This window comes from Alphaproteobacteria bacterium (assembly GCA_035625915.1).
Lineage (GTDB): Bacteria > Pseudomonadota > Alphaproteobacteria > JACZXZ01 > JACZXZ01 > DATDHA01.
Genome location: DASPOR010000026.1, coordinates 1 through 21,425 on the forward strand (window position 1 = coordinate 1; position 21,425 = coordinate 21,425).

The 21,425-nt window shown below is 62.4% G+C and carries 18 protein-coding genes and 1 tRNA gene; 9 read left to right on the forward strand and 10 right to left on the reverse strand.

All coding sequences use genetic code 11. The features are described from left to right. The coding region (locus tag VEJ16_02420; protein ID HYB08508.1) for an N-formylglutamate amidohydrolase at positions 1-414 on the reverse strand (414 nt) is incomplete at its 3' end. Between the two features lie 250 nt (positions 415-664). Here VEJ16_02420 and VEJ16_02425 point away from each other — a divergent pair. The 3 genes from VEJ16_02425 to VEJ16_02435 all read left to right on the forward strand — a co-directional run bounded on the left by VEJ16_02425 (position 665) and on the right by VEJ16_02435 (position 2,230). Continuing rightward, entirely contained in the window at positions 665-1,027 is a 363-nt protein-coding gene (locus VEJ16_02425) for a response regulator (GenBank protein HYB08509.1), read from the forward strand. 113 nt (positions 1,028-1,140) lie between these two features. Beyond that, positions 1,141-1,215, forward strand: a tRNA-Val gene (locus VEJ16_02430). 811 nt (positions 1,216-2,026) lie between these two features. Further along, on the forward strand, positions 2,027-2,230 hold the full coding sequence (locus tag VEJ16_02435; GenBank protein HYB08510.1) for a hypothetical protein: 204 nt from the start codon (positions 2,027-2,029) through the stop codon (positions 2,228-2,230). On the opposite strand, the gene VEJ16_02440 is transcribed toward VEJ16_02435, so the two are convergent. Further along, on the reverse strand, positions 2,227-2,496 hold the full coding sequence (locus VEJ16_02440) for a hypothetical protein (protein ID HYB08511.1): 270 nt from the start codon (positions 2,494-2,496) through the stop codon (positions 2,227-2,229). The genes VEJ16_02435 and VEJ16_02440 overlap by 4 nt on opposite strands. A 769-nt stretch (positions 2,497-3,265) precedes the next feature. On the opposite strand from VEJ16_02440, the gene VEJ16_02445 reads away from it, so the two are divergent. From VEJ16_02445 to VEJ16_02460, 4 genes are all read left to right on the forward strand, one after another. Continuing rightward, positions 3,266-4,171 (forward strand): hypothetical protein, encoded by a 906-nt coding sequence (locus VEJ16_02445; GenBank protein HYB08512.1) that lies wholly within the window; start codon positions 3,266-3,268, stop codon positions 4,169-4,171. Between the two features lie 251 nt (positions 4,172-4,422). Next, positions 4,423-4,623 carry a hypothetical protein gene (locus VEJ16_02450; protein ID HYB08513.1) on the forward strand — a complete coding sequence of 67 codons (201 nt, stop codon included), beginning with the start codon at positions 4,423-4,425 and terminating at the stop codon, positions 4,621-4,623. 238 nt (positions 4,624-4,861) lie between these two features. After that, the gene (locus tag VEJ16_02455; GenBank protein HYB08514.1) at positions 4,862-5,932 is read left to right on the forward strand and encodes a nitronate monooxygenase; all 1,071 of its coding nucleotides are present in this window, start codon (positions 4,862-4,864) and stop codon (positions 5,930-5,932) included. 289 nt (positions 5,933-6,221) lie between these two features. After that, the gene (locus VEJ16_02460) at positions 6,222-9,803 is read left to right on the forward strand and encodes an ABC transporter ATP-binding protein (GenBank protein ID HYB08515.1); all 3,582 of its coding nucleotides are present in this window, start codon (positions 6,222-6,224) and stop codon (positions 9,801-9,803) included. Between the two features lie 2 nt (positions 9,804-9,805). Here VEJ16_02460 and VEJ16_02465 read toward each other — a convergent pair whose 3' ends face one another. From VEJ16_02465 to VEJ16_02485, 5 genes are read right to left on the reverse strand one after another with little or no spacing between them, the layout of a single operon-like run. Further along, positions 9,806-11,281: an aldehyde dehydrogenase gene (locus tag VEJ16_02465; protein ID HYB08516.1), complete on the reverse strand. Its 1,476-nt coding sequence runs from the start codon at positions 11,279-11,281 to the stop codon at positions 9,806-9,808. A gap of 41 nt (positions 11,282-11,322) precedes the next feature. Further along, a complete protein-coding gene (locus tag VEJ16_02470; protein ID HYB08517.1) occupies positions 11,323-12,360 on the reverse strand; it encodes an LLM class flavin-dependent oxidoreductase in 1,038 nt (345 codons plus the stop codon). Then, positions 12,357-13,340 (reverse strand): flavin reductase family protein, encoded by a 984-nt coding sequence (locus VEJ16_02475; protein ID HYB08518.1) that lies wholly within the window; start codon positions 13,338-13,340, stop codon positions 12,357-12,359. The genes VEJ16_02470 and VEJ16_02475 overlap by 4 nt, the downstream gene beginning before the upstream one ends. A 12-nt stretch (positions 13,341-13,352) precedes the next feature. After that, complete coding sequence (locus VEJ16_02480; GenBank protein ID HYB08519.1) at positions 13,353-14,210, reverse strand: alpha/beta fold hydrolase; 858 nt, start codon at positions 14,208-14,210, stop codon at positions 13,353-13,355. Then, positions 14,203-14,790, reverse strand: a complete 588-nt coding sequence (locus VEJ16_02485; GenBank protein HYB08520.1) for an amino acid synthesis family protein — start codon at positions 14,788-14,790, stop codon at positions 14,203-14,205. The genes VEJ16_02480 and VEJ16_02485 overlap by 8 nt, the downstream gene beginning before the upstream one ends. Before the next feature lie 87 nt (positions 14,791-14,877). Here VEJ16_02485 and VEJ16_02490 point away from each other — a divergent pair, with 87 nt between their 5' ends. Further along, a complete protein-coding gene (locus VEJ16_02490) occupies positions 14,878-15,561 on the forward strand; it encodes a GntR family transcriptional regulator (protein ID HYB08521.1) in 684 nt (227 codons plus the stop codon). A gap of 53 nt (positions 15,562-15,614) precedes the next feature. Continuing rightward, entirely contained in the window at positions 15,615-16,715 is a 1,101-nt protein-coding gene (gene ribB, locus VEJ16_02495; protein ID HYB08522.1) for a 3,4-dihydroxy-2-butanone-4-phosphate synthase, read from the forward strand. A 72-nt stretch (positions 16,716-16,787) separates the two neighbouring features. Here the strand turns inward: ribB and speB are convergent, their stop codons facing one another. From speB to VEJ16_02510, 3 genes are all read right to left on the reverse strand, one after another. Further along, positions 16,788-17,753 carry an agmatinase gene (gene speB / locus VEJ16_02500; GenBank protein ID HYB08523.1) on the reverse strand — a complete coding sequence of 322 codons (966 nt, stop codon included), beginning with the start codon at positions 17,751-17,753 and terminating at the stop codon, positions 16,788-16,790. A gap of 107 nt (positions 17,754-17,860) precedes the next feature. Beyond that, on the reverse strand, positions 17,861-20,305 hold the full coding sequence (locus VEJ16_02505) for an FAD-dependent oxidoreductase (GenBank protein ID HYB08524.1): 2,445 nt from the start codon (positions 20,303-20,305) through the stop codon (positions 17,861-17,863). After that, positions 20,302-21,189 carry a phosphotransferase gene (locus VEJ16_02510; GenBank protein ID HYB08525.1) on the reverse strand — a complete coding sequence of 296 codons (888 nt, stop codon included), beginning with the start codon at positions 21,187-21,189 and terminating at the stop codon, positions 20,302-20,304. Before VEJ16_02510 ends, VEJ16_02505 begins: the two co-directional genes overlap by 4 nt. Positions 21,190-21,425: the final 236 nt, after the last annotated feature.

Below are 21,425 nucleotides of genomic sequence, written 5' to 3' on the forward strand. Positions count from 1 at the left end.
GAAGGTAAGCTTCTCCCGGTAGATTTCTTCGCCAGTCGCGACAACTCTTGCAATCGTGCCAAGCCCGGCTGCGATTCGCGGCGAGCAGGTATTGGCATAGTCAGGCAGCGAGTCCGCGAACATGGCGGGATCGAGCTCGAACGGCTCCCGATTAGGGTCGACATAAGCCCTCGGGAAAAGCGCTTTCAGAAGTGGCGCACCCTCGTCCACCACGCCGGCGAACACTTCGTCCACGAAGGAATCCTCAGATTTTCGCAGCGTAATCGGATCGAGCCGCGACTTCGCCACGAAACTCGGTGGATAATCCGTCCCGCTGTGGGGAGAAGCGAAAACCACCGGCATCGCCTGCTTGCGCGGCACAGCCATGTCCCAGGCCGCACCCAAACCCGGGATCGAGATCGCAATGCTGTCCATGACTTTTTAACTAGCCGATTCGCGGGCGGCTGTCATCAGCATGGCGCGAGGCATCCTCGGCCTGGACTCGAAGGCAACTTTCGTACAGCATACTCACGCGGGAGGATGGCGGGATACCGAGGTCGTTTACCTTTTCGAAACCAGTCTTACCTAATCTTGCGTCGTCGAAATCGCCCTCGCCGGGGATTGTTCCGACGGCACTGGAGGGCATCGCCGCCCGGGCGTTCGCATAATCTACGCAGGGTTCTTCATGGCGTGCATTCTCCTTGCTGAAGACGATACCTCGATGCGCGTCTTCCTGGCGCGCGCACTCGAACGGGCAGGCCATACCGTGGTGTCCGCGGCGGACGGGGAGAAAGCCCTTCGGGCGATCGCCGAGCAAGCGGGCTTCGATCTTCTGATCGCCGACATCGTGATGCCCGGCCTCGACGGCATCGAGCTTGCGCGCCGCGCCACGCTTGCGGCTCCGAAGCTACGCGTCATGTTCATCACAGGCTTCGCGGCGGTGACCCTTTCGGGCGGGCAGGTGGCGCCGCGGGCGGCTAAGGTCCTTTCAAAACCGTTCCACCTGCGCGACCTCGTACAGGAGGTCGAGCGCCTTCTTGCGGCTTAGCTTGCCAAGCGCAACCCGCGACCACCCCATGCTTGCAATGCCCTGGGGAATGGCTGTATAGCAGCCTTCGTCCACGAGATAGTCCGGCCCCATAACAGGCATCTCGGCGAGGCGGGCGCGTAGCTCAGCGGGAGAGCACTACGTTGACATCGTAGGGGTCGCAAGTTCAATCCTTGCCGCGCCCACCATCCAAGCATATTGATAATACTAGAAATCCGAGGGGTTCGGCGGCTCCGCATCGGCGTGCCAAGCGCGAACCGGAGTCATATCGGAATCCGAAGGCGACATAAAGGAATGAAAAGTCGTATCAGTCCGTCCGACATCGTCGCCAGCGCCTTCTTGAAATCCCCGTAGACGCCACCGCATTGGTGAATAGCGGTCGTCGACAGAGTCGAATCAGCCAGCTATCGGCCATTCGAACGACCCCGCAAGCCCCCCTTGCGTCGATATCTGCCAGATCAAACTTATAGGCGGCGTCGTTGTCGCGGGAGAATGACATTTGACGGGGGGCCAGCGTCGCGAATGACGATAGCGAGCCGCCCGTCCGTGGAATCCCCTATTTGCCGAAACAAAACCCCGATGCGGCTTTGCGGCCAGTGGCGGCCCCCCAACCCCCTGTGGCGGCCATGGCCAGAATCAACCCCATGCCTCGCCGGCTTGGACCATGGTCGAGCCTCGTCAAGAAATTTGGAAACCAGGAAGACGGGTCCGTTCGGCAAATTCTTCGGCGGAAAAATTCAGCCCACCCCAGATTAGGTTTATCGAACGCGCTTCAGAATTGGGGTGCAAAGGCTGATCGCCCCGTAGAAGTCGGGATACTCAAGCGCCGCGACTCTTGCGTCCTCGCTGGGGTGAAGATCGATTAGATCATACGTCCCAATTTTATTACAGACACAGATTCATCGACGCTGGCCTAACACGGTGCTGCGTGCGAATAATACGGTTGAATGCTTCCCTATCCATCTCGAATGGAGCGAACGCACGATGCGGGAGAACGTTTTGAAGCTCAAGGCCGACCCAGACGACGAAGCGACGAATTTGTACGGCAGCCTGCGCAGCATGAAAGAATTGCGTTTGCAAATATTCAGGGATGCGGAGTTACTCCGTGCGGGGAAGATAACCAGCGGCGAAGCGAAAGCGCGATTCATGGCCGGGGAAAAGCTACTCGAGGAAGTGCGCAAATACCTTGGTCTGCACGCCTAGTTTAGCTGCATTGCGCCACGAGCGTCGTGCTGCTCCCTGCGAGCCGCGTAGACGCTTAACCGATCGGATTTGTGGGCCGTGTCAAATGTTGCGTTCGTCTCGACCTCGGTAAGGTTCCTGCAATGTATCTGATCGAGGTTCGTGAGACGCACCTGCTCGGCCGCATCCGTTCCAAGCCGCTCAACCGTCCAGCAATAGCCCGAACCGAGAACGATCGCCCACCAGTCGTCTGGTGAGCGGAGCGCTTGACGACCCATCTCCATCACGGCCTCGGCGGCTTCCTTATTCGCCTTGGCCTAACTTGCCGCCCATTCGTCGGGGGTTTTCCGAGAAACGCGCGGCATTACGTATTGGTCGCCTCGGTCGGTGCGCTCGATCGCTGGTTCCGGGCGGCGACTTCAGCCTCTACCGACTGGCATCTCCGCCGCCATCGTCGTGTCACGGTGATGGGTCGGACGACGAGCAATGAGGCTATCGCCTCTCACCCGGCCGCTCTATGAGCGGGGGTTCATCCAGTAATATTGCTTCCGGGTCTGCCGGGGTAGCAGGCACCGAGCTTACGCCTTGAAATGACCGGCCTACGTGGCCGCTCTGAGGTGGCTTTCTGTTCCCGAAGGCGCTCACTTTTTTTAAGTGGGCGTCTTTGATGTCTAAGAGCATCTTCGGACTTCCGCGAGCGCAATGCTTGGCCCATTGAGTTTGCGCTAACGGAGAATCCGGCCAAGAGACCCATCGACCCCCAATCCCTCCTGCAGCGGCTGGCAAGTGCCCCCGTGCCATTCTCGGGGGCCATGGCCGCTTTACCCGGCCGCGGCAGAGCGCCCTGCGACTGCAGTACTCGCACCGTCCTTGCACTACTCCAATCGATAATTCAGGTACGACTTTTAGGGAATACCACAAAATCGCCGGCGACATGGGCTGGGCAGGATGGAATCATGCCCGCCAGTGGGCGTGCGCAGGACTGCAAGGTCTTGCGGAACATCGAGTTCACATAAATACCGGGAAATTCCGGAACGATTGAGGGGCAATCCGGGGATGGCAAGCCACGGCAGGATCATTGCGGCATTCGTCGTCGCAGCATTCTGGCACGTTGGCGCATGGGCTGAACCCCAAAACCCATCGCCCTCGGGACCTTCGTCTGAGTCGGCTCTTTTCGAATACGCCAAGACGGTGGCAAGCGAGATCCAACAGGCCGGCGTGGAAGAGCGCGGCGGAGGAGAGTCGGCACAGCCAGGCCAACATCCCGAGAGTCTACCACCAAAGGATATTCGTCATCATGACGTCGACGTCGCGGAGGTGCAGCAGGAACTCGCCCGATACACTCAACAGTTGTCGATTTACACGGGTGAGGTCGCGAGCTTCACCAGGTGGCTCATCGCCGTCATGGTGGTCCTGGTCGCGATCGGGGCCTTGGTCATCTGGCAAACGGAGCGGACGGTCGAAACGTTCGTCGGTGGAGAACGGCCGCACATTTTCCTCGGCGATCCTGAGCCGCATTTGACTCATGCGGGAACACCTTTTGCGATCAATCCATGGGTCGAGTTCGTATTGATCAATTACGGGCGCACGCCGGCAATGGTTTCGACACTGCGTGCGGAACTCTTCCTCGGCGAAAACCTGCCGAGGAGGAGGAAGTTCAGCAACGCGATCCGCTTCAACGGCCCAAGCATCCTTCACAGAGAACCGGACCTTTACAAGATCGAGTTTCCTCGGGTTTTGACGGACGAGGAGATCGACGAGTTCAACAACGAGCGCCTGCATTTTTACTTGTTCGGTTATCTGAAGTATCGGGACGTTTTCGACACATATCATGAGCGGGGGTTCGGGTTCCGCTTCGACAAGCAGGAGGCGGGATTCCGCTCTGCGGGCGGCAGTGCATACAATTACTATCGCCAGACGAAACCCAGGCGGAACGACGGCCTGTTGGAGTCACTGCATTAGAAGGCGCGCATCCGAAGCAGCAATTCCACGGTGCGACGCGGCTGACAAAGGAACGAACTGGCCCCGGCGGTATTAAAATCCGCTTCGTCGAAAGGGGAGGAACGGGCGGTCCGATTTTCTCGGAACGCGTTTTAAGCACCGGCGATTCCGCTTCCCCATGCCCTTGAGTTGGCCCGTGCGGCTTCCGTTGACATCGTAGGGGCCGCAAGTTCAATCATTGCAGCACCCATCATTTCAACCCACCGAAGTCGATGAATAACGTGCTCAGCAGCGGCGCTGAAATAATCGCGGTCCGGGCTGGCGACACCGTGATCGCCATCAGCGCTGGGAAGCGTTGGACGATCGAGCCTGCGTATCCCTCTGCGCGCTTTCGGAAAGCCGGCTGCGAAGTGTGCGGTCTCGGACCCGTCGGCCTCACGATGCTCGCAACGACAGCTGGAAACCAAGCATAGGGGACCGCCTGTGAAGCGGAGGCAATGTCCGCAATGCGGGTTGGCTTCGAGTTGAAAATCCTACTTGCCCAATATGCTCACGAGCTCCAAATTCGACAGAGGTAGTTTTCTCGATCCCGACACGGGACGCGCGTGACGGCGCAATGACCGGTCGTGTTGTTATGTCGTGCTGCACGTCAAATTCCCGATGCGGCGCATTGGCCGATCTGCGCACCCGCGAATTAGGAGGAGTCGAACGATGACAACTTCGGTCTCTCGCGCCGAGGCATTCTGCCGCCGTTTTGGATTGCGCGTCCCGATTCTGCTCGGACCCATGGCGGGTGCGAGCGCTACATCGCTCTCGATTGCGGTCGCGAATGCAGGCGGTCTTGGTGCGTGCGGAGCGCTCCTGATGGAACCCGATGCAATCCATGCGTGGGTCAAGGAAGTGCGCGGAAAGACGAGCGGCGTCTTCCAACTCAATCTTTGGATACCGCAACCGAAGCCAAGCCGGCACGGGGAGCACGAGGTACTCGTCCGCGAGTTTCTCGGCCATTGGGGGCCGGCCGTACCGCCCGAGGCGGGCGACGCCACGCTGCCGGATTTCACCGGCCAGTGCCAAGCCTTTCTCGACGTCAAGCCCGCCGTTGTGTCCTCCATCATGGGGCTCTACCCGCCGGATTTCGTGGCAAGGCTCAAGAAGCAGGGAATCGCGTGGTTTGCCACTATTTCCACGGTTGCGGAAGCGCGCGCGGCCGAGGCCGCGGGTGCCGATGTGATCGTCGCGCAAGGAATGGAGGCAGGCGGGCACCGCGGCAGCTTCGATCCCGCGAACGCCGAGCGTCAGCAGGTGGGCTTGTTCGCGCTGGTGCCGGCAGTGGTCGATGCGGTCAAAGTGCCGGTCGTGGCGACGGGCGGCATCGCCGATGCCCGCGGCGTGGCGGCAGCCGTGACGCTCGGCGCCAGTGCCGCACAGATCGGCACCGGCTTCCTCCGCTGCCCCGAGGCGCAAATTCCTCCGGCATGGGCCGCCGCCCTGGCCCACACCGCACCGGAAGATACGATGGTTAGCCGCGTCTTCAGCGGCCGCGCCGGGCGCAGCATCGCCACGAATTATGTGCGCGCCGCGACGGCGCCGGAGGCGCCATCGCCAGCGCCCTATCCCGTACAGCGCGGTTTGACGGCGGCCATGCGGGCGGCTGCCCAAAAGGAAGGGGACGTGCAGCGCATGCAAGCCTGGGCCGGCCAATCCGCTGCTCTTGCGCCCGCTCGACCAGCGGCCGAGGTGGTGCGCGATCTTTGGGAAGGTGCACGAAAACTCCTTGTGTAACTGAGCGTGCGGCCGGTGCCAGCAGAAATAGCGATTGACCAATCGTTGAAGCGCACGCGGCAGGCGTCGATAGGGCCGCATCCGCCACGCGACTAATATGGTGAATCTAGTGTGGTATTCGGATTTGAAGTTCCTGGACGCGGCTGCCACCAAAATGTCAGGAACTCCAAATCCGCCGCACTAGGCTCGGCGGCTGGCTTCCGGCTATGCTAGCGCCCGACAAGCGGGGCCGCCGATCCCGACGCGCCGCCCAATCGGCCCCCCGCGACGAGACTATCGGAGTACGTGAATGCATTTCGAGCCGCGCCTGTGGATCTTCACCGAAGGCGTGCGGCTTCGCATCCTTTGGGCGGTATTGATCGGCCTGGTCGCCGTCGGTCTCGGCATCGCGAGACTCGGGCTGCTCGGCTGGCTGATCGGTCAAGTATTCGCGGGCCGCGATCTAGCAACGCTGACTTCGCCCTTCCTGCTTGTGGCCGCCGTCATGGTGGTGCGGGCGGGATTCGAACATTGGCGCACAATGGTCGCGCACGAGACGGCGGCACGCGTTCAGAAAAGACTGCGCCGAACCCTATACGACAAGATCGCCGCACTTGGCCCTGGCACGGTCGCGCGCAAACGCTCCGGCGCCATAGCGCTCTCGCTGGTCGACGGCGTCGAGCAGCTCGAAACCTATTTCGGTCAATTCCTGCCGCAGTTCATGATCTCGATGCTCACGCCGGTCCTGATCTTCGCGGCGATGGCGTTCGTCGATCTGCCGGTTGCCTCGGTCATGCTCGCCTTCGCCGTCATTGCACTCTTCGCGCCAGCACTGTGGCACCGGCACGATGTGGCAAACTCCCTCGGGCGACAGAAGGCGTATTCGTCCTTTGCCGCGGAGCTTCTCGATTCGATCCAAGGTCTCGCTACGTTGAAAGCGTTCGGCCAAAGCAAGGCGCGGGCCGACAAGCTCGAGTTGGAGGCGCGGGAGCTTTTTCGACGGACCATGTGGGTACTCGCCACCAACGTGCTTGCCCGTGGGATTACCGATAGTGCCATCGCCTGTGGTGCTGCCGCAGCACTGGCGGTAGGTGCTTATCGCGTCGGGGTGGGTGCCATGGGACTGCCCTCCTTGCTGATCGTCCTCATGCTGGGTGTGGAAGTGTTCCGACCCATGCGCGAGCTGCGCACGGTGCTCCATCAAGGCATGGTCGGTATGTCGGCCGCCCAGGGCATCTATCAAATCCTCGACGATCATCCGGCGGTCGTGGATGCGCCCGCGGCTCCGATCGCCGAGCCACTCGAGCCGAGCCTGGCGTTCGAGGGTGTGCGTTTTCATTACCCGGGCTCGCGCCACACGGTCCATGACGGGCTCGATTTTCGGGTGGCCGCGGGCGAACGCGTCGGCATCGTCGGCACTTCGGGTGGGGGCAAATCGTCGATCGTCCGTCTGCTGCTCCGCTTTTATGACCCGGATGACGGCGTGATCCGTCTCGGCGGCCACGATCTCCGGCATTTGTCCTTCGATCAGATCCGCTCGCCGATTTCGGTGGTCAACCAGGACACGTTCCTCTTTCACGGCACGGTCGAGGACAACATTCGGATGGGCCGACCGGAGGCGTCCGACGCGGACGTCTGGGCCGCCGCGAGTGCCGCGAACATCCACGAATTCGTTCTGACGCTCCCTCACGGCTATCGCACGATTGTCGGCGAAAAGGGTGTCAAGCTTTCAGGCGGCCAGCGACAACGTGTGGCAATTGCACGCGCTCTCTTGCGCGATACGCCGATCCTCGTGCTCGACGAAGCGCTATCCGCGGTCGATGCCGAAAACGAGGCCGTCATCCAGGAAGCACTCGACCGACTGATGCGCGGGCGCACAACGCTGATCCTTGCGCATAGACTTTCGAGCGTCATCGCGTGCGATCGCATCCTCGTGCTCGACGGTGGACGCGTCGTGGAAAGCGGACGGCACGATCACCTCATGAAGGCCGGTGGCGTCTATGCGAGGTTGATGGCGGAGCAGGTGAGGGAGTCTCGTGCCGCCGCTGTCATCGACGATATTCCACCTGCCCGCACGGTCGAGTTGGTCGCGGACTCACGCCACGGGGCGATCGAGCCGGTAACCGAGGGCATTATCAAGGCTGAAGGGTTGAGCATGCCACGGCTCGTCGCCGAGCTCATGCAACTGATCATGCCGTGGAAAGACCGGCTTGGAGCCGCGTTTCTCTTTGGTGTCCTCCGCGTTCTCGCCTTCATCGGTGTCGGTGTGCTGAGTGCCCTGGTCGTCGTCGGGCTGAAGAACGGACAACCCTATGGAATGTGGTTGTGGGCGCTCGCCATCGTGGCGCCACTTTCGGGTGCGCTGCATTGGCTCGAATCCTGGATCGCCCACGATATGGCCTTCCGCCTCCTCGCGGAGATGCGAATCGACGCCTTCCGCAAGCTCGATGCACTGGCGCCCGCCTATCTGGTGCGCCGCCGAACGGGCGATCTGATGGCGCTCGCCACCCATGACATCGAACTCGTCGAATATTTTTTTGCCCACACGGTCGCACCCGCCTTCGTGGCGATCCTCGTGCCGGCCGCGGTACTCACGGTGCTGTTCTCCGAAAGTCTTTGGCTCGCGCTGACGCTCGTCCCCTTTCTTGCCGCCGCCGCCTTGAGCCCGGTCGTGATGCGTAAGCGTGTCGACCGCCTGGGCTCCGCCGCGCGCGAGGCCGCCGGAGAACTTGGCGCCTTCGCAGTAGACGCCGTGCAGGGGCTCGGCGAAATCGTCGCATTCCAGCAAGAGGCGACGCAGGGCGCTCGCCTCGACGCGCTTTCCGAGCGATACATTCGCCTGCGCCGGCCCTTCTTCGGCGAGTTGACGTTGCAACAGAGCGCTCTCGAGGCGATCACCGGGCTCGGTGGGCTCGTCGTCGTTGCAACGGGCGCCGGCCTTGCCGCGCGCGATCTCATCGACCCGGCCCTGCTACCGCTTCTCACGCTTCTTGCCATGTCGGCATTCCTGCCGGTTTCGGAAATCGCCCAGGTCGGCCGGCAGCTCGCCGATACGCTCGGCGCCACGCGGCGCATCTATGCGCTCGCGAACGAGCCGGTGCCCGTGAGAGATGGGCCTGGCGTTCCTTATCGCACCGGGCCTGTGTCGCTGGCCCTGGAACGAGTGAGCTTCGCCTATCCCGGGCAAGCGCGACGCGCGCTAAGTGCCCTCAGGTTCGAGGTTCCGGCCGGGCGCACGTTGGCACTCGTGGGCACATCCGGTGCGGGGAAGACGACGACCGCGCAACTCTTGATGCGCTTTTGGGATCCAGACGAAGGGCGCATCACGCTGAATGGCGCCGACCTCCGTGCCTACAAACTCGACGACTTGCGCAAGCGCATCGCACTTGTCGCCCAGGACACTTATCTCTTCAACGATACGCTCAAGAACAATCTGCTGATCGCGCGTCCCGAAGCGGGCGAGACGGAACTCCGCCGTGCCGTCGAGCGCGCGTCCCTCGGCGATCTCATCGACACGCTTCCCGACGGTCTCGACACGCCGGTCGGCGAGCGTGGGATGAGTCTTTCCGGCGGTCAGCGTCAGCGCGTCGCCATTGCCCGCGCCTACCTCAAGGATGCACCCGTGCTGATCCTGGACGAGGCGACATCGCATCTCGACACGGTGAACGAGCAGGCCGTGCGCCGTGCCCTCGATCTGCTGCGGGCCGACCGCACCACCATCGTGATTGCCCACCGGCTATCGACGATCCGAGATGCCGACATGATCGTCGTCTTGGACGAGGGCCGTGTGGCCGAGGTCGGCAGGCATGAAACGCTGTTGGCGAAGGGAGGGCTCTACGCGCAACTGGTCTCACGCCAGATTGCCTCCGCCCAAGCGCCGGCAGCTCAGTAGCGTCAGCGCATCACGAATGGATCCGGAATCGGTGCGTCGGACGTGCGGATCCAGACGGCTTTGACGCGGGAATAGTCCCGGATCGATTCCGAGCCGCCCTCGCGTCCAAGACCCGAAAGCCCATACCCGCCGAAGGGGACGATGGGCGAGACCGCGCGATATGTGTTGACCCAGACGATGCCCGCGCGAATACGCCGGATCATTCGATGCGCACGCGTGAGGTCGCGAGTGAACACGCCCGACGCCAACCCGAATGGCGTGTCGTTGGCCTTCTCCACGGCATCGTCTTCCCCGTCGAATGCAATCACGCTCAAGACCGGCCCGAATAGTTCCTCCGCCGCAGCTGGAATCGCATTGCCGCCGCATGACACGATGGTCGGTTCGAAATAAAAACCATCGTCGAAGCCGGGGGGACGGCCCCCGCCCGTGACGATCTCGGCACCCGCATCCACACTCCGAGCCAAGACGCGCTCGATGTGGTCGCGCTGACGCCGTGTGGCAAGCGGTCCCATCTCGGTCGCGGGGTCCTGAGGGTTTCCGATCACAATGGCTTTCGCCTTTGCTGCCAAGGTGCCGATCAATCGATCACGGATGGAGTGCTCGACAAATAAGCGGGAGCCAGCGACGCAACTCTGGCCGGAGGCCGCAAAGATGCCCGCGACGATCGCGTTCGAGACGCTGTCGAGATCGGCGTCGGCGAACACGACGACGGGCGATTTGCCGCCAAGCTCCAACGTCGTATAGGCAAGATTCTCGGCCGTGTTGCGTACCACGTGCCGTGCCGTAGCAGGCCCTCCCGTGAATGCGACCCGCGCCACGAGCGGATGGCTCGTCAGCGTCTTGCCGCATTCTTCGCCAAATCCGGTCACGATGTTCACGACCCCGCTCGGGAAGCCCGCCTCGTGGACGAGACGGGCGAACTCGAGAAGCGGAGCCGGGCCCTCTTCCGATGCCTTCAGAACGACCGGGCAACCGGCCGCGAGCGCCGGCCCGAGCTTGACCGCGGAGAGGAAGAGCTGCGAGTTCCATGGCACGACCGCGGCGACCACGCCGATCGGTTCGCGACGCAGAAACACTTCCATATCCGGCTTGTCGATCGGTAGATAAGCGCCCTCGGACTTGTCGGCGAGGCCCGCGAAATAACGGTAGAACTCGGCGACATAGCCGATCTGGGCACGCGTTTCGCGAATGATTTTGCCGGTATCGCGCGTCTCCAGTATCGCGAGGCGCTCGGCATTCTGAGCCACGAGGTCGCCGAGCCGGTAAAGAAGCTTTCCACGCCCGGTCGCGGTCAGTCCGGCCCAAGCGGGGTCGCCTAGTGTGCGATGCGCCGCCCGAACCGCGCGGTCGACGTCGCCAGCGGTTGCGGCGGGCATGATCGCCCACGGCTTGCCGGTTGCGGGGTCGATGCTTTCGAACGTCGACTGGCCGTCCTCGAAGGCGCCGTCGATATAGGCCTTAAATCGCGGTAGCGACATTGGGGTTCTCCCGCTTCGAATTGGTGCGTGCAGAATGCGGCTCAGGCGAAAGCCGGCATCACGTGTCGAATGAACAGCTCAAGCGATTTCTTCTTGCGCTCGTGGCTGATGCCGCTGTCGATCCAGATCGAGTACTGGTCGTAGCCGAGCGCTTCGTAGGCCTTGAGACGATCGACGACGTGACCGGGCTCGCCGATCACGAGGTTCTTGCCAACGACCTCGGGCGCGTAATTCGGCATCGCCGCCATCTCTGCCTCGCTCAACGGCGCCATGATGCCCTGGCGGATCGGCCGCTTGTTCTGAAACCACGCGCCGAATGTGCAATAGAAGGCACTCAAGTCGCGCCTCAGGTGCGCTGTCTCGGTCGCGGAGTCTGCGACGAACGTGTGCATCAACAGCATGATCTTGGGACGGGGTACGGCTGGATGCGCATTGCAAGCGGCGTTGAAGCGCTCCATCAGGCTCGCGACCTCGCCGTCCCCCGAGGCAAGGGGGGTCACTTGCACATTGCATCGATTGGCGACCGCGAACTCGTGGGAATTAGGATCGCGCGCCGCCACCCAAATCGGCGGATGCGGCCTCTGAAGCGGTTTCGGCGCCGAAGTCGTCGCCGGAAATTTCCAGAATTCGCCGTTATGTGCGTAGTCGCCCTGCCAAAGGCCGCGAATTGCAGGGATCATTTCGCGCAAGCGTTGGCCGGCCCCCATCGCGTCAAGACCGGGCAGCAGGCGTTCGTACTCGAAAGAGTAAGCGCCGCGCGCCATACCCAAGTCCAGCCGGCCGCCGGTCGCGATGTCGGCCATCGCCGCTTCGCCTGCCAGCTTTATTGGGTGCCAGAAGGGCGCGATCACGGTGCCGGTACCGAGCCTGATGTCGCGGGTCATTGCGCCGAGATAGGCGAGGTTGATAAAGGGATTGGGCGCTATCGTGAACTCCATCCCGTGATGCTCGCCGATCCACGCGGTTTCGAAGCCGGCTTTCTCCGCGATCGTCACCAGTTCGGTCAATTCGTCGAACAGTCGAGCATGCGGTGTCTCGGGGTCGGCACGCTCCATGTGCACGAAGAGCGACAATTTCATGATTGGCGATCCTTCACGTCGATCGGCTGCGCGCGACTTTGTTTGGCGAGGGCCTGGACCGTACCTCGATCCGTGTCGCCGACATAGATTCCGAATGCATCCTCCTCGCGCTCGCGCACGTAGCGCCGAAGCATCGAACGCACGGCTTCGTCCCTCAACTTCGGCCAGGGGATTTCCTCGAAGGGCACGAGATGGACCTGCGATCCAACCGGCACGGCGCCGTCGACCTCGCCGCGGTAATAGATCGACATTGTCTTCGCGGCGGCACTCGGATCTTCGAAGACCGCGAAAAGAAAGCCGAGCTTTGCATCCAGGCCAAGACGCATCAGGACGCCGCGCAGACTCGCAGGATCGGACGCTGGCTCGAGACGCGACCCCGTCGGCAGGTCAAGCACACCCCCTGCCTCTTCGACGAGCAGCAATGCGCCCTCGCGTTCGAGGATGACGCCAACCTTCGTGCGCGAGTCCGTGCCTGCAAGTGCGGCCTGAGACAGGCTGAACGCGATATAGGCGCCCCGGCAGTAGCCGAGTGGGTTTGCGCTCGAATGATCGAAGCCGACGACCTCGCCGATGAGGATGATGTGATCGCCGGCTTCGACGACGTCGCGACGGCGGCAGTCGAACCATGCCGCGACACCGTCAATGATTGGGCTCCCGGTGACGCCGCGCCGCCAGGGGGCCAGTGCAAACTTGTCGCTCGCCTTGGATGCGAACAGGCTTGAAATGTCCTTCTGGGCTTCGGCGAGGACGCTGATCGAGAAATTTGCCGTCTGCGAGAAGACGGGATAACTCGACGCCGTCTTGGCGATACAGACGAGCACCAATGGCGGGTCGAGCGAGACGGAGGTGAAGGAATTGGCCGTGAATCCGCGCGGCGTTCCGTCGGGCCCGAGCGTGGCGACGACCGTGACGCCCGTGACGAAAGCGCCGAGGGCATAACGAAAAGCCTTCGAATCGATGGGCAGGGTCTCATCCGCCATGAGTGGAACTCCCTAGAAGGCAGTTGCGCGGGTGGGTTGCCCGAGCTCGCCGCGCTCGACCGTATCGATGAATGCGCTGAGGCATCGATTGACCGTGTCGGGTGCGGTCAGCGCCATGACGTGCCGTTCGCCCCGCAAGATCTCGCAACGCCCATTCGGTGCCTTGGCTGCCATCGCCTCGGACATGGCGGGCGTGGAGTTGGGATCGAGCTCGCCGGTCGCAAAGAGGCTCGGCACGGCGAGCCCCTCCAGCCGACCATTGTGGGCATCGTCCGAGTGCGCGAAGAGGCGATAGGTGCGCGCGTAGCCAATCGGATCGACCGAGGTGAGCAGGCGTCGCACCTTGTCGGCCTGGGCCGTGAGATGGGGAGGAACGGGGTCGCCGAACCAGCGTGTCATAGCACCCTCAGCCGAAGCCGAGGCTGCACCGTCGGCGAGTGCTTGGGCCCGCGCGTCGACGGCGGCGCGCTGTTCCGGCGTGCGGCAATGGACGGCATTGAGTGCCGCGATGCTAAAGCAGCGTTCCGGGTGCGTCAGCGCGAATTCGAGCGCCACAAGCGCTCCCATCGAGTGTCCAACCACGTGCGCTTTGTCGACACCGAGGTCGTCCATGAGCGAGAGGAGCTGATCGGCATAGTCCGATAGCCTCGCATCGGAGGGCGGTCTGGTCGTGCCGCCATGGCCGAGCATGTCGTAGGCGATGACGTCGTGCCCTGCTGCGAGCGCTTCGATTTGCGGCGACCAAATCGAGCCATCCATGCCGACGCCATGGATAAAAATCGCCGCAGGTCCCCGCCCGTCTCGGCGATACCGGGTCGTACCCTGGACCCCATTGCGGAGCACGTGGGGCGACATGGCGGTCTCAAGCATCGGTCGCACCCATTTCCTTGAGGTCTTCATAGCGATTACCGATCCGATGATGGGGCCGGCCGCCGATCGAGGCGCCGAGCGCTACGACGATCTCCTCGGGCCCCGGCGCATCGGGAATCGAGAACTGGATCGTCAAATAGTGAGAGCGCATGCCCTCGTCGTGCTTGTGCATAAGGGGGATCACGATCGGGCAATCCGGGCCGCCGCGCGTATTCGTGAAGCTCAGATAGCTCTTGGCGCCAACGGCTTTCCTGTAGCGGTTTCCAAAGCGCAGGGTATGAATCAGCGCCGATCCATGCTCGATCTCGCATGACGTGCCGACCACAGCGGCCTTTCCATAGCCTTCGACGGCGTCGCCCGATCCGGCGAGGCGGAGGATCTCGTCGGTGAGGCGCTGGCCGAGAAGTGGCGCAATCTCGCGGATTTCAGGTTTCAAATCGGCCACGAACCCGCGACCGATCCATGGATCGCGCAAAACGACCGCCGCAGCAAATAGACGAAGAGGAGGATTCGCCGGCTTGCCCCCTTCGATCAGCGTATCTTCCGCGTAGATAACGGTCTTTCGGATTTCCGGCCCCATGAATACCATCCCTGTTGAAAAAATTGGTTCCTGGTATGCCCATATTATGGTATACCGTATTATAAGATGTCAAGAGTGGTTTTAGCGATGTCAAACGCCGCAGGCTCATTAAGGGTCGAACGAACGACCAAAACCCTTAGGGCGCTCGCACTCGAAAAGCTGCGCAGCGCCATCCTCACGCAGCACTTCAAGCCCGGCGCGCGCCTCGTCGAGCGGACACTTTGCGAAGAATTGGGCGTAAGCCGCACAGTCGTGCGCGAGGCGCTGCGGCATCTCGAAGCGGAGGGGTTGGTCGAATCGGTTCCGCAACAGGGACCGGTCGTGGCTCGCGTGGATCGCGATGCCGCGTCGCAACTTTACGAGCTTCGCGCCGCACTTGAGGCGCTGGCGGCGCGCGCCGCGGCGGAAATCGCGTCCGCCGCGGACATCGAATCGATGTCTCGCTCTCTCGATCGTATCGAGCAGGGGTATGCCAGCGGCGATATGTCGGCGGTATTGGAAGCCACGACGGCCTTCTACGAATCGATGTTCCTAAGTGGAGGAAAAACGGTTGCTTGGACGATCGTTCAGTCGCTCAATGCGCGCATCACGACGTTGCGCGCGCTCACCATCGGCTCGAGCGGGCGCAACCGGCAGGGGCCGCTCGAAATGCGCCGCATCCTCGAGGCACTGAAGCGCCGCGACGCGGCCGCCGCCGAGGTTGCCGCTCTTGAGCATGTCCGTGCTGCAGGTAAGATAGCACTTACCCTGCTGCGCGATGGAGACCGGTAAAATATGGACGCGCAGGGGAAACAAGCGGCAACATCCCTGTCCGGACGCCATCCATGAACGCTAAGTTCGACGCCATCGATGTCGCCATCGCCCGAGTAGCGGCCGGGCATCCGATTGTCGTCGTCGATGACGAGGACCGAGAGAACGAGGGCGATCTCATCATGGCTGCGGCTTGCGCCACGCCGGAGTATGTCGCCCTCATGGTGCGGCATACCTCGGGTATCCTCTGCACTCCGCTTCGGCACGAGGATGCGCGTCGTCTCAATCTCTGGCCTATGGTTGCGGACAACAGGGCCCCGATGTCGACCGCCTTCACGGTTTCAGTCGATTATCGCAGCGGGCTCACGACGGGTATTTCGGCTAAGGAGCGCTGTGCAACGATCCGCGCCCTGGCCGACCCGAGCAGCACGGCGGAGGACTTCGTTCGGCCGGGGCACATCTTTCCCCTCATCGCAAAAGATGGCGGCGTTCTCAATCGGACGGGCCATACGGAAGCAGCGGTCGATCTCGCACGCCTCGCCGGCTTGCCGCCGGTCGGCCTTCTCGCCGAACTCGTCAATGACGACGGGTCGGTGCAGAAAGGCGCTCAAGTTGCAGCATTCGCCGAAAAGCACGGCTTTCCGATAATCTCGATTGCGAACCTCATCGCATATCGTCAAGCACGGGAAAGCCTCGTGCGGCGGATCGCCGAGGAAACCATCGAAACGTCGATCGGCAGGGCGCTCGCGGTCGGGTACGAAACAACCCTCGATCGCACACGGCACATGGCGGTCATTTTCGGGCAAATCGGCGACGGCCGGAATATTCTCACGCGCCTTCAGCGCGAGGACGTCGTTGCCGACATTTTCGATCATCGGCGCAGCCCCATCGCCGCGGCGCTTCAGAAGATCGCCGAGGAGGGGAAGGGCGTGGTGGTTTATCTTCGCCAGGGTTCCGATGCGGTCGTCGGGCATGGGAGGGGCGACGAAGCACCTCGCTCGAGCGAGGTCCAACGGGTGCAGCAATGGCATGAAATCGGTCTCGGCGCGCAAATTCTGAGAGATCTCGGCATTACGTCCATTCGTATCTTGGGGACGAGGCAGCGCGAATATGTCGGCCTCTCGGGCTTCGGCATTGAGATTGTCAAAACCGAGATCCTCGAGCGCCAGGATTGACGAAGCACGCGCTGACGGCGCCAGCGTTGAGGCTGGTGGCCACGATCGCGGGGCCGGCGCCCTAAGTGCTGCTCACGTCCTGCGCTTTCGCCGCTGAATGGCGTCAGCGGTGACGCAGAGGATTTCAAACATCAGATTTGCGGCATTGAGGGCCGTGTGTCCGGTCGGATCGAGCGGCGGTGCGACCTCGCAAACATCGCCGCCGACGATGTTCATGCCGGCCAGGCTTCGAATGATTACTTGGCTGTCGCGCATGCTGAGTCCACCCGGCTCGGGCACGCCTGTGCCGATTGCAAAGACAGGGTCGAGGCCGTCAATGTCGAATGTAACGTAGGCGGGTCGGTCGCCGACGACGCGACGGATTTCGTCGATGACCTTGGCGCGCCCCATCGCCTCGTAATCATCCATGGTGATCACGCGCATGCCGACGTCCTGGCCATAGCGGATATCGTCGTCCCCATAGCGGGTCCCGCGCAGGCCGATCTGCACCACCCGTTTGGGATCGATCAAGTTTTCCTCAACCGCGCGGCGAAACGGGGTTGCGTGATTGACGCGGTTGCCGAGCAGCTCGTCAAGAGTATCTGCGTGCGCATCGAAATGGATCAGGCCGATCGGACCGTCCTTTGCGATGCCTCTTAAAATGGGATAGGTCACCGTGTGATCGCCACCGGCTGAAATCGGTGCTGCCCCGGCGGCGTGAATGCGCTCGAAGAACGCCGTGATCGAATCGATGCTGCCCATGAGATCGAGCGGGTTGACCGGCGCGTCGCCGACGTCACCGACATTGCATATGCGGAAGGGCGCGATCCCGTTCGTTGGATTGACCTGCCGGATGAGCCGGGACATCTCCCGGATCTGCGCCGGTCCGTGGCGCGAGCCAGCACGGAAGGTCGTTCCAAGGTCGAATGGCACGCCCACCAGCGCCACGTCCAGGGTTGGCGTGATCTCCACGGCGGGGGTCCGCATGAAGGTGGCGATGGCCGAAAAGCGTGGAACGACTGCGGAATCGAGTGGCTTGAGGCGTGGAATGTCGTTCATGTGACCTCCATCGATCAAAGCGTGGAGGGGCGCATGATGGCACGAAGCTGCGCGCGGTACCACCACGAGCCCCGGTAAACGCTCCAATCCCTCATGACGCCATCGTTCTAGATCTTCATTCGCGTCATGTCGGGGTCGTATGGTGGTCGCAGGTGGATATTGGCCGGAATACGCTGGGTTGCGATTTCGAGCTCGTATCGCCCAGCCGTCAGCCAATCGTCGGACACGCCCTCCTCGCAGCGCACGTAGCCGAGACCGATATTGGCGCCGATGGTGTACCCCCACCCGCCGCTCGATAGCCACCCCACGAGCGTTCCATTGCGATAGATCGATTCGCGGCCAATCAGCAGAATTCCCGGATCGCCAACGGTGAATCCGGCGAGGCGACGCACGAGCGGTTTCGATCGTTTTGCGAGCAGCGCTTCCCGTCCAAGAAACGGAATGTCCTTGCCGAGCTTGACCGCCCAACCGAGGCCAGCCTCAAGGGGCGAATAATCCGGGCCGATATCGCTGCCCCAGGCGCGATATGCCTTCTCGAGCCGCAACGATTCAATGGCGCGATATCCGGCGTTGGCGATACCATGTGCCGCTCCGACCGACATCAGGGCGTCATAGACCGGGATGGCGGAATCGGTCGGCACATGCAGTTCCCAGCCAAGCTCGCCTACATAGCTGACGCGCAACGCGCGAACGACGACACCCGCGACAGAAAGCTCGCGGCATGAGGCAAACGGGAACGCGGCATTGGAGACATGCTCGTGGGTCAGCGATTGGAGTACGACTCGCGCCTTCGGCCCCATGAGGGAGAGAATCGTGTAGCTCGATGTGACGTCGATGACACGGGCGTCCAGCCCTTCCGGGATCGCGCGCCTGATCCATGCGAGGTCGTGAGTTGCGAATCCGGTGCCCGTGACGAGATAGAACGCGTCCTCCTCGGTCCGCGTCACGGTGAGATCGCATTCGATACCGCCATGCCGGTTGAGCATTTGCGTATAGATCACCGCCCCAATGGGACGCCTGACATCGTTCGCACATATCCAGCCAAGTGCCGCCGCCGAATCGCGGCCCGTCACGTGGAATTTCGCAAACGAGGTCTGATCGAAGAGCGCTACTCTCTCGCGGCACGCCGCGTGCTCGCGGCCGACGGCCGTGAACCAGTTCGGTCGCCCGAACGAGTATTCGTCCGCGGGCACTTCGCCTGGCCCTGCAAACCAATTCGGCCTCTCCCATCCGAGCTTCGAGCCGAAGCACGCTCCCTGATCCGCCAGGCGACGGTAAAGCGGGGAAAGGCGTAACCCACGCCCCGTCTCGTATTCCTGCTGAGGCCAGGCGATCGCGTAATGCTTGCCGTAGGCCTCGAGCGTGCGCGTGCGTACGAACGCATCGTCCCGATGGACCTGCCCGAAGCGACGGATATCGACCGGCCATAGGTCCATGGGCGGTTCGCCGCCTGCGATCCATTCCGCAAGTGCCTTCCCGGCACCGCCTGCCGAGGCGATCCCGAAGGCGTTGAACCCCGCGCCGATATAGAAGCCTCGAACTTCGGGTGCTTCGCCCAAAATGAAATTTCCGTCGGGGGTGAACGATTCCGGACCATTGATCATTTCCTTGACGCCGGCGTCGGCAAGGGCCGGCACGCGGGCGAGCGCCTGCCGCATCAGCGGCTCGAAATGGTCCCAGTTTTCATCGAGAAGCGTGAAGTGGAAACCGGCCGGTATGCCATCGATCGCCCAAGCGATCGGATTCGGCTCGTAGCCGCCCATGACGAGCCCGCCGACTTCCTCCTTGAAATAGGTGAGCCGGTCGGGATCGCGCAGGGTCGGAAGACTGCGTGGCAAACCCTCGATCGTCTCCGTCACGATGTATTGATGCTGAACCGATTGGAGAGGCACCGTAACGCCCGCAAGCCTGCCGATCTCCTTCGCCCATTGGCCGCCGCAATTGACGACGACCTCGCACACGATGTCGCCGAAAGGCGTTGAAACCCCCGCCACTCGTCCACCCGAAAGGCGCACCGCCGTCACCGGGCATTCCTCTACGATACGCACACCGCCCAAACGCGCACCTTTAGCCAATGCCTGCGCGATGTCGGAGGGATTGGCCTGGCCGTCGGTCGGCAGGAACACTGCACCGACGAGATCGCTCGAATCGAGTGGTGGCCATAGCGCCTTGGCTTCGGCTGGTGACAGGATTTCGACCGGCAGGCCGAAGCTCCGCGCCGTGGTGGCCTGGCGAAGAAGCTCCGCCATCCGGTTCGCGTTACAGGCAAGGCGCAACCCCCCGCTCTGTTTCCACCCCGTCGCCAGACCGGTCTCCGCTTCAAGCATGCCGTAAAGCGATACGCTGTATGTGAGCATCCTCGTGATATTGGCCGAGGTCCTGAGTTGCCCGACGAGGCCGGCTGCATGGAACGTCGACCCGCTCGTGAGTCGTGCTCGCTCGAGGAGCAGAATGTCCTTCCACCCACACTTCGCGAGATGATACGCCGTGCTGCACCCGATGATGCCACCGCCGACGATCACCACGCGAGCGTCGGTTGGAAGTGCCGTCATTGGCTGTTCCAATCGCGCTGGAACTTTGCCAAGGCGTCCTCGAATGTTTCGAAACATGCATCGCTGTATCCGACAAAGTCATAGTCGACCGCGGAATGAATCTCGGAGACCAGACCCCACAAGGCCTCTCGCAGGGCCGCAGCGCATTTCATCGCGGTATAACGGCGGCGTAACTCGTCGTCGACCCGTCTCGCGAAATAGCCCTCGAGCAGCCATGTTTCGTCTTCGCTCCTGAGCCGGTTATTCGCGGCGACGCCACCCAAATCGAAAAGCTCGCTGCCAAAACCGCCATATTCCCAATCGATCAGCCAAAGCCGGTCGCCATCGTCCAGGAAATTTGCCGCGAGCATATCGTTGTGAGCAAACACGGGACGAAAGGGTCCAACCTCCCGCTCGAGACGGGCCGCGACCTCCGTAAGGCGGGAAAGCTCATTGCTGCGCCGCCCCATTGCTGCGCCGAGCGTCGCACCATAATCGCGAATAACATGGAACGGCGAGAAGGCGAGCACAGGGCCGCGGAGATGTTTCGCGACGTCATGGTGGCATCGTTTCAGGAGCGGCAGGATGCGCGAGAGCATGGACCGCTCGCGCACGTCCTCGGGCGTGAGCGTTCTGCCCTCTATGAAGCGGAGCACCATGACGCCCGGCTCGGCATAGACGACTTCGGGGGAGAGGTCGGCGGCGTGCGCTGCCCGCGAAGCGGCAAGTTCGTTGAAGCGCATGACGCCGTGGATTGGAATGTCTCCGCCGACGCGCACGACGAATTGGCCGACCCGGTCGCGCACGAGGAAGTTGCGATTGGTAATGCCGCCCTGCAAAGGCTCGGTTTCGACGGTCCCTGACCAGCAGGGCAAATGAAGGATTCTGTCCTCCACTGCCGTCATATGTGACCGCCAGACGATGCGGCCCGGCCGACTTGCCGCATTAGTTGCACCTCCTGTTGTTGCAGAGGGACTCGCGCGCTCACGACGCGGCATTGGCGCGATCCGGCGCCTCGCGCGCGACCTTGGAATCGGACGGCGAATAAACCGGTGCAGCGATCGGATCGAGAGACGGACGCCCGAGGATCGTGTCCGCCGCCTTTTCGGCGACCATGATCGTCGGTGCATTCAGGTTTCCA

What these genes read in the sequence shown, in the direction of transcription:
- VEJ16_02450 (HYB08513.1), top strand. Translation starts at nt 4,423, where the DNA reads ATGAATAACGTGCTCAGCAGCGGCGCTGAAATAATCGCGGTCCGGGCT.
- ribB (HYB08522.1), top strand. Translation starts at nt 15,615, where the DNA reads ATGAACGCTAAGTTCGACGCCATCGATGTCGCCATCGCCCGAGTAGCG.
- VEJ16_02425 (HYB08509.1), top strand. Translation starts at nt 665, where the DNA reads ATGGCGTGCATTCTCCTTGCTGAAGACGATACCTCGATGCGCGTCTTC.
- VEJ16_02465 (HYB08516.1), bottom strand. Translation starts at nt 11,281, where the DNA reads ATGTCGCTACCGCGATTTAAGGCCTATATCGACGGCGCCTTCGAGGAC.
- VEJ16_02490 (HYB08521.1), top strand. Translation starts at nt 14,878, where the DNA reads ATGTCAAACGCCGCAGGCTCATTAAGGGTCGAACGAACGACCAAAACC.
- VEJ16_02460 (HYB08515.1), top strand. Translation starts at nt 6,222, where the DNA reads ATGCATTTCGAGCCGCGCCTGTGGATCTTCACCGAAGGCGTGCGGCTT.
- VEJ16_02470 (HYB08517.1), bottom strand. Translation starts at nt 12,360, where the DNA reads ATGAAATTGTCGCTCTTCGTGCACATGGAGCGTGCCGACCCCGAGACA.
- VEJ16_02485 (HYB08520.1), bottom strand. Translation starts at nt 14,790, where the DNA reads ATGGGGCCGGAAATCCGAAAGACCGTTATCTACGCGGAAGATACGCTG.
- VEJ16_02480 (HYB08519.1), bottom strand. Translation starts at nt 14,210, where the DNA reads ATGCTTGAGACCGCCATGTCGCCCCACGTGCTCCGCAATGGGGTCCAG.
- VEJ16_02455 (HYB08514.1), top strand. Translation starts at nt 4,862, where the DNA reads ATGACAACTTCGGTCTCTCGCGCCGAGGCATTCTGCCGCCGTTTTGGA.
- VEJ16_02505 (HYB08524.1), bottom strand. Translation starts at nt 20,305, where the DNA reads ATGACGGCACTTCCAACCGACGCTCGCGTGGTGATCGTCGGCGGTGGC.
- VEJ16_02510 (HYB08525.1), bottom strand. Translation starts at nt 21,189, where the DNA reads ATGACGGCAGTGGAGGACAGAATCCTTCATTTGCCCTGCTGGTCAGGG.
- VEJ16_02445 (HYB08512.1), top strand. Translation starts at nt 3,266, where the DNA reads ATGGCAAGCCACGGCAGGATCATTGCGGCATTCGTCGTCGCAGCATTC.
- speB (HYB08523.1), bottom strand. Translation starts at nt 17,753, where the DNA reads ATGAACGACATTCCACGCCTCAAGCCACTCGATTCCGCAGTCGTTCCA.
- VEJ16_02475 (HYB08518.1), bottom strand. Translation starts at nt 13,340, where the DNA reads ATGGCGGATGAGACCCTGCCCATCGATTCGAAGGCTTTTCGTTATGCC.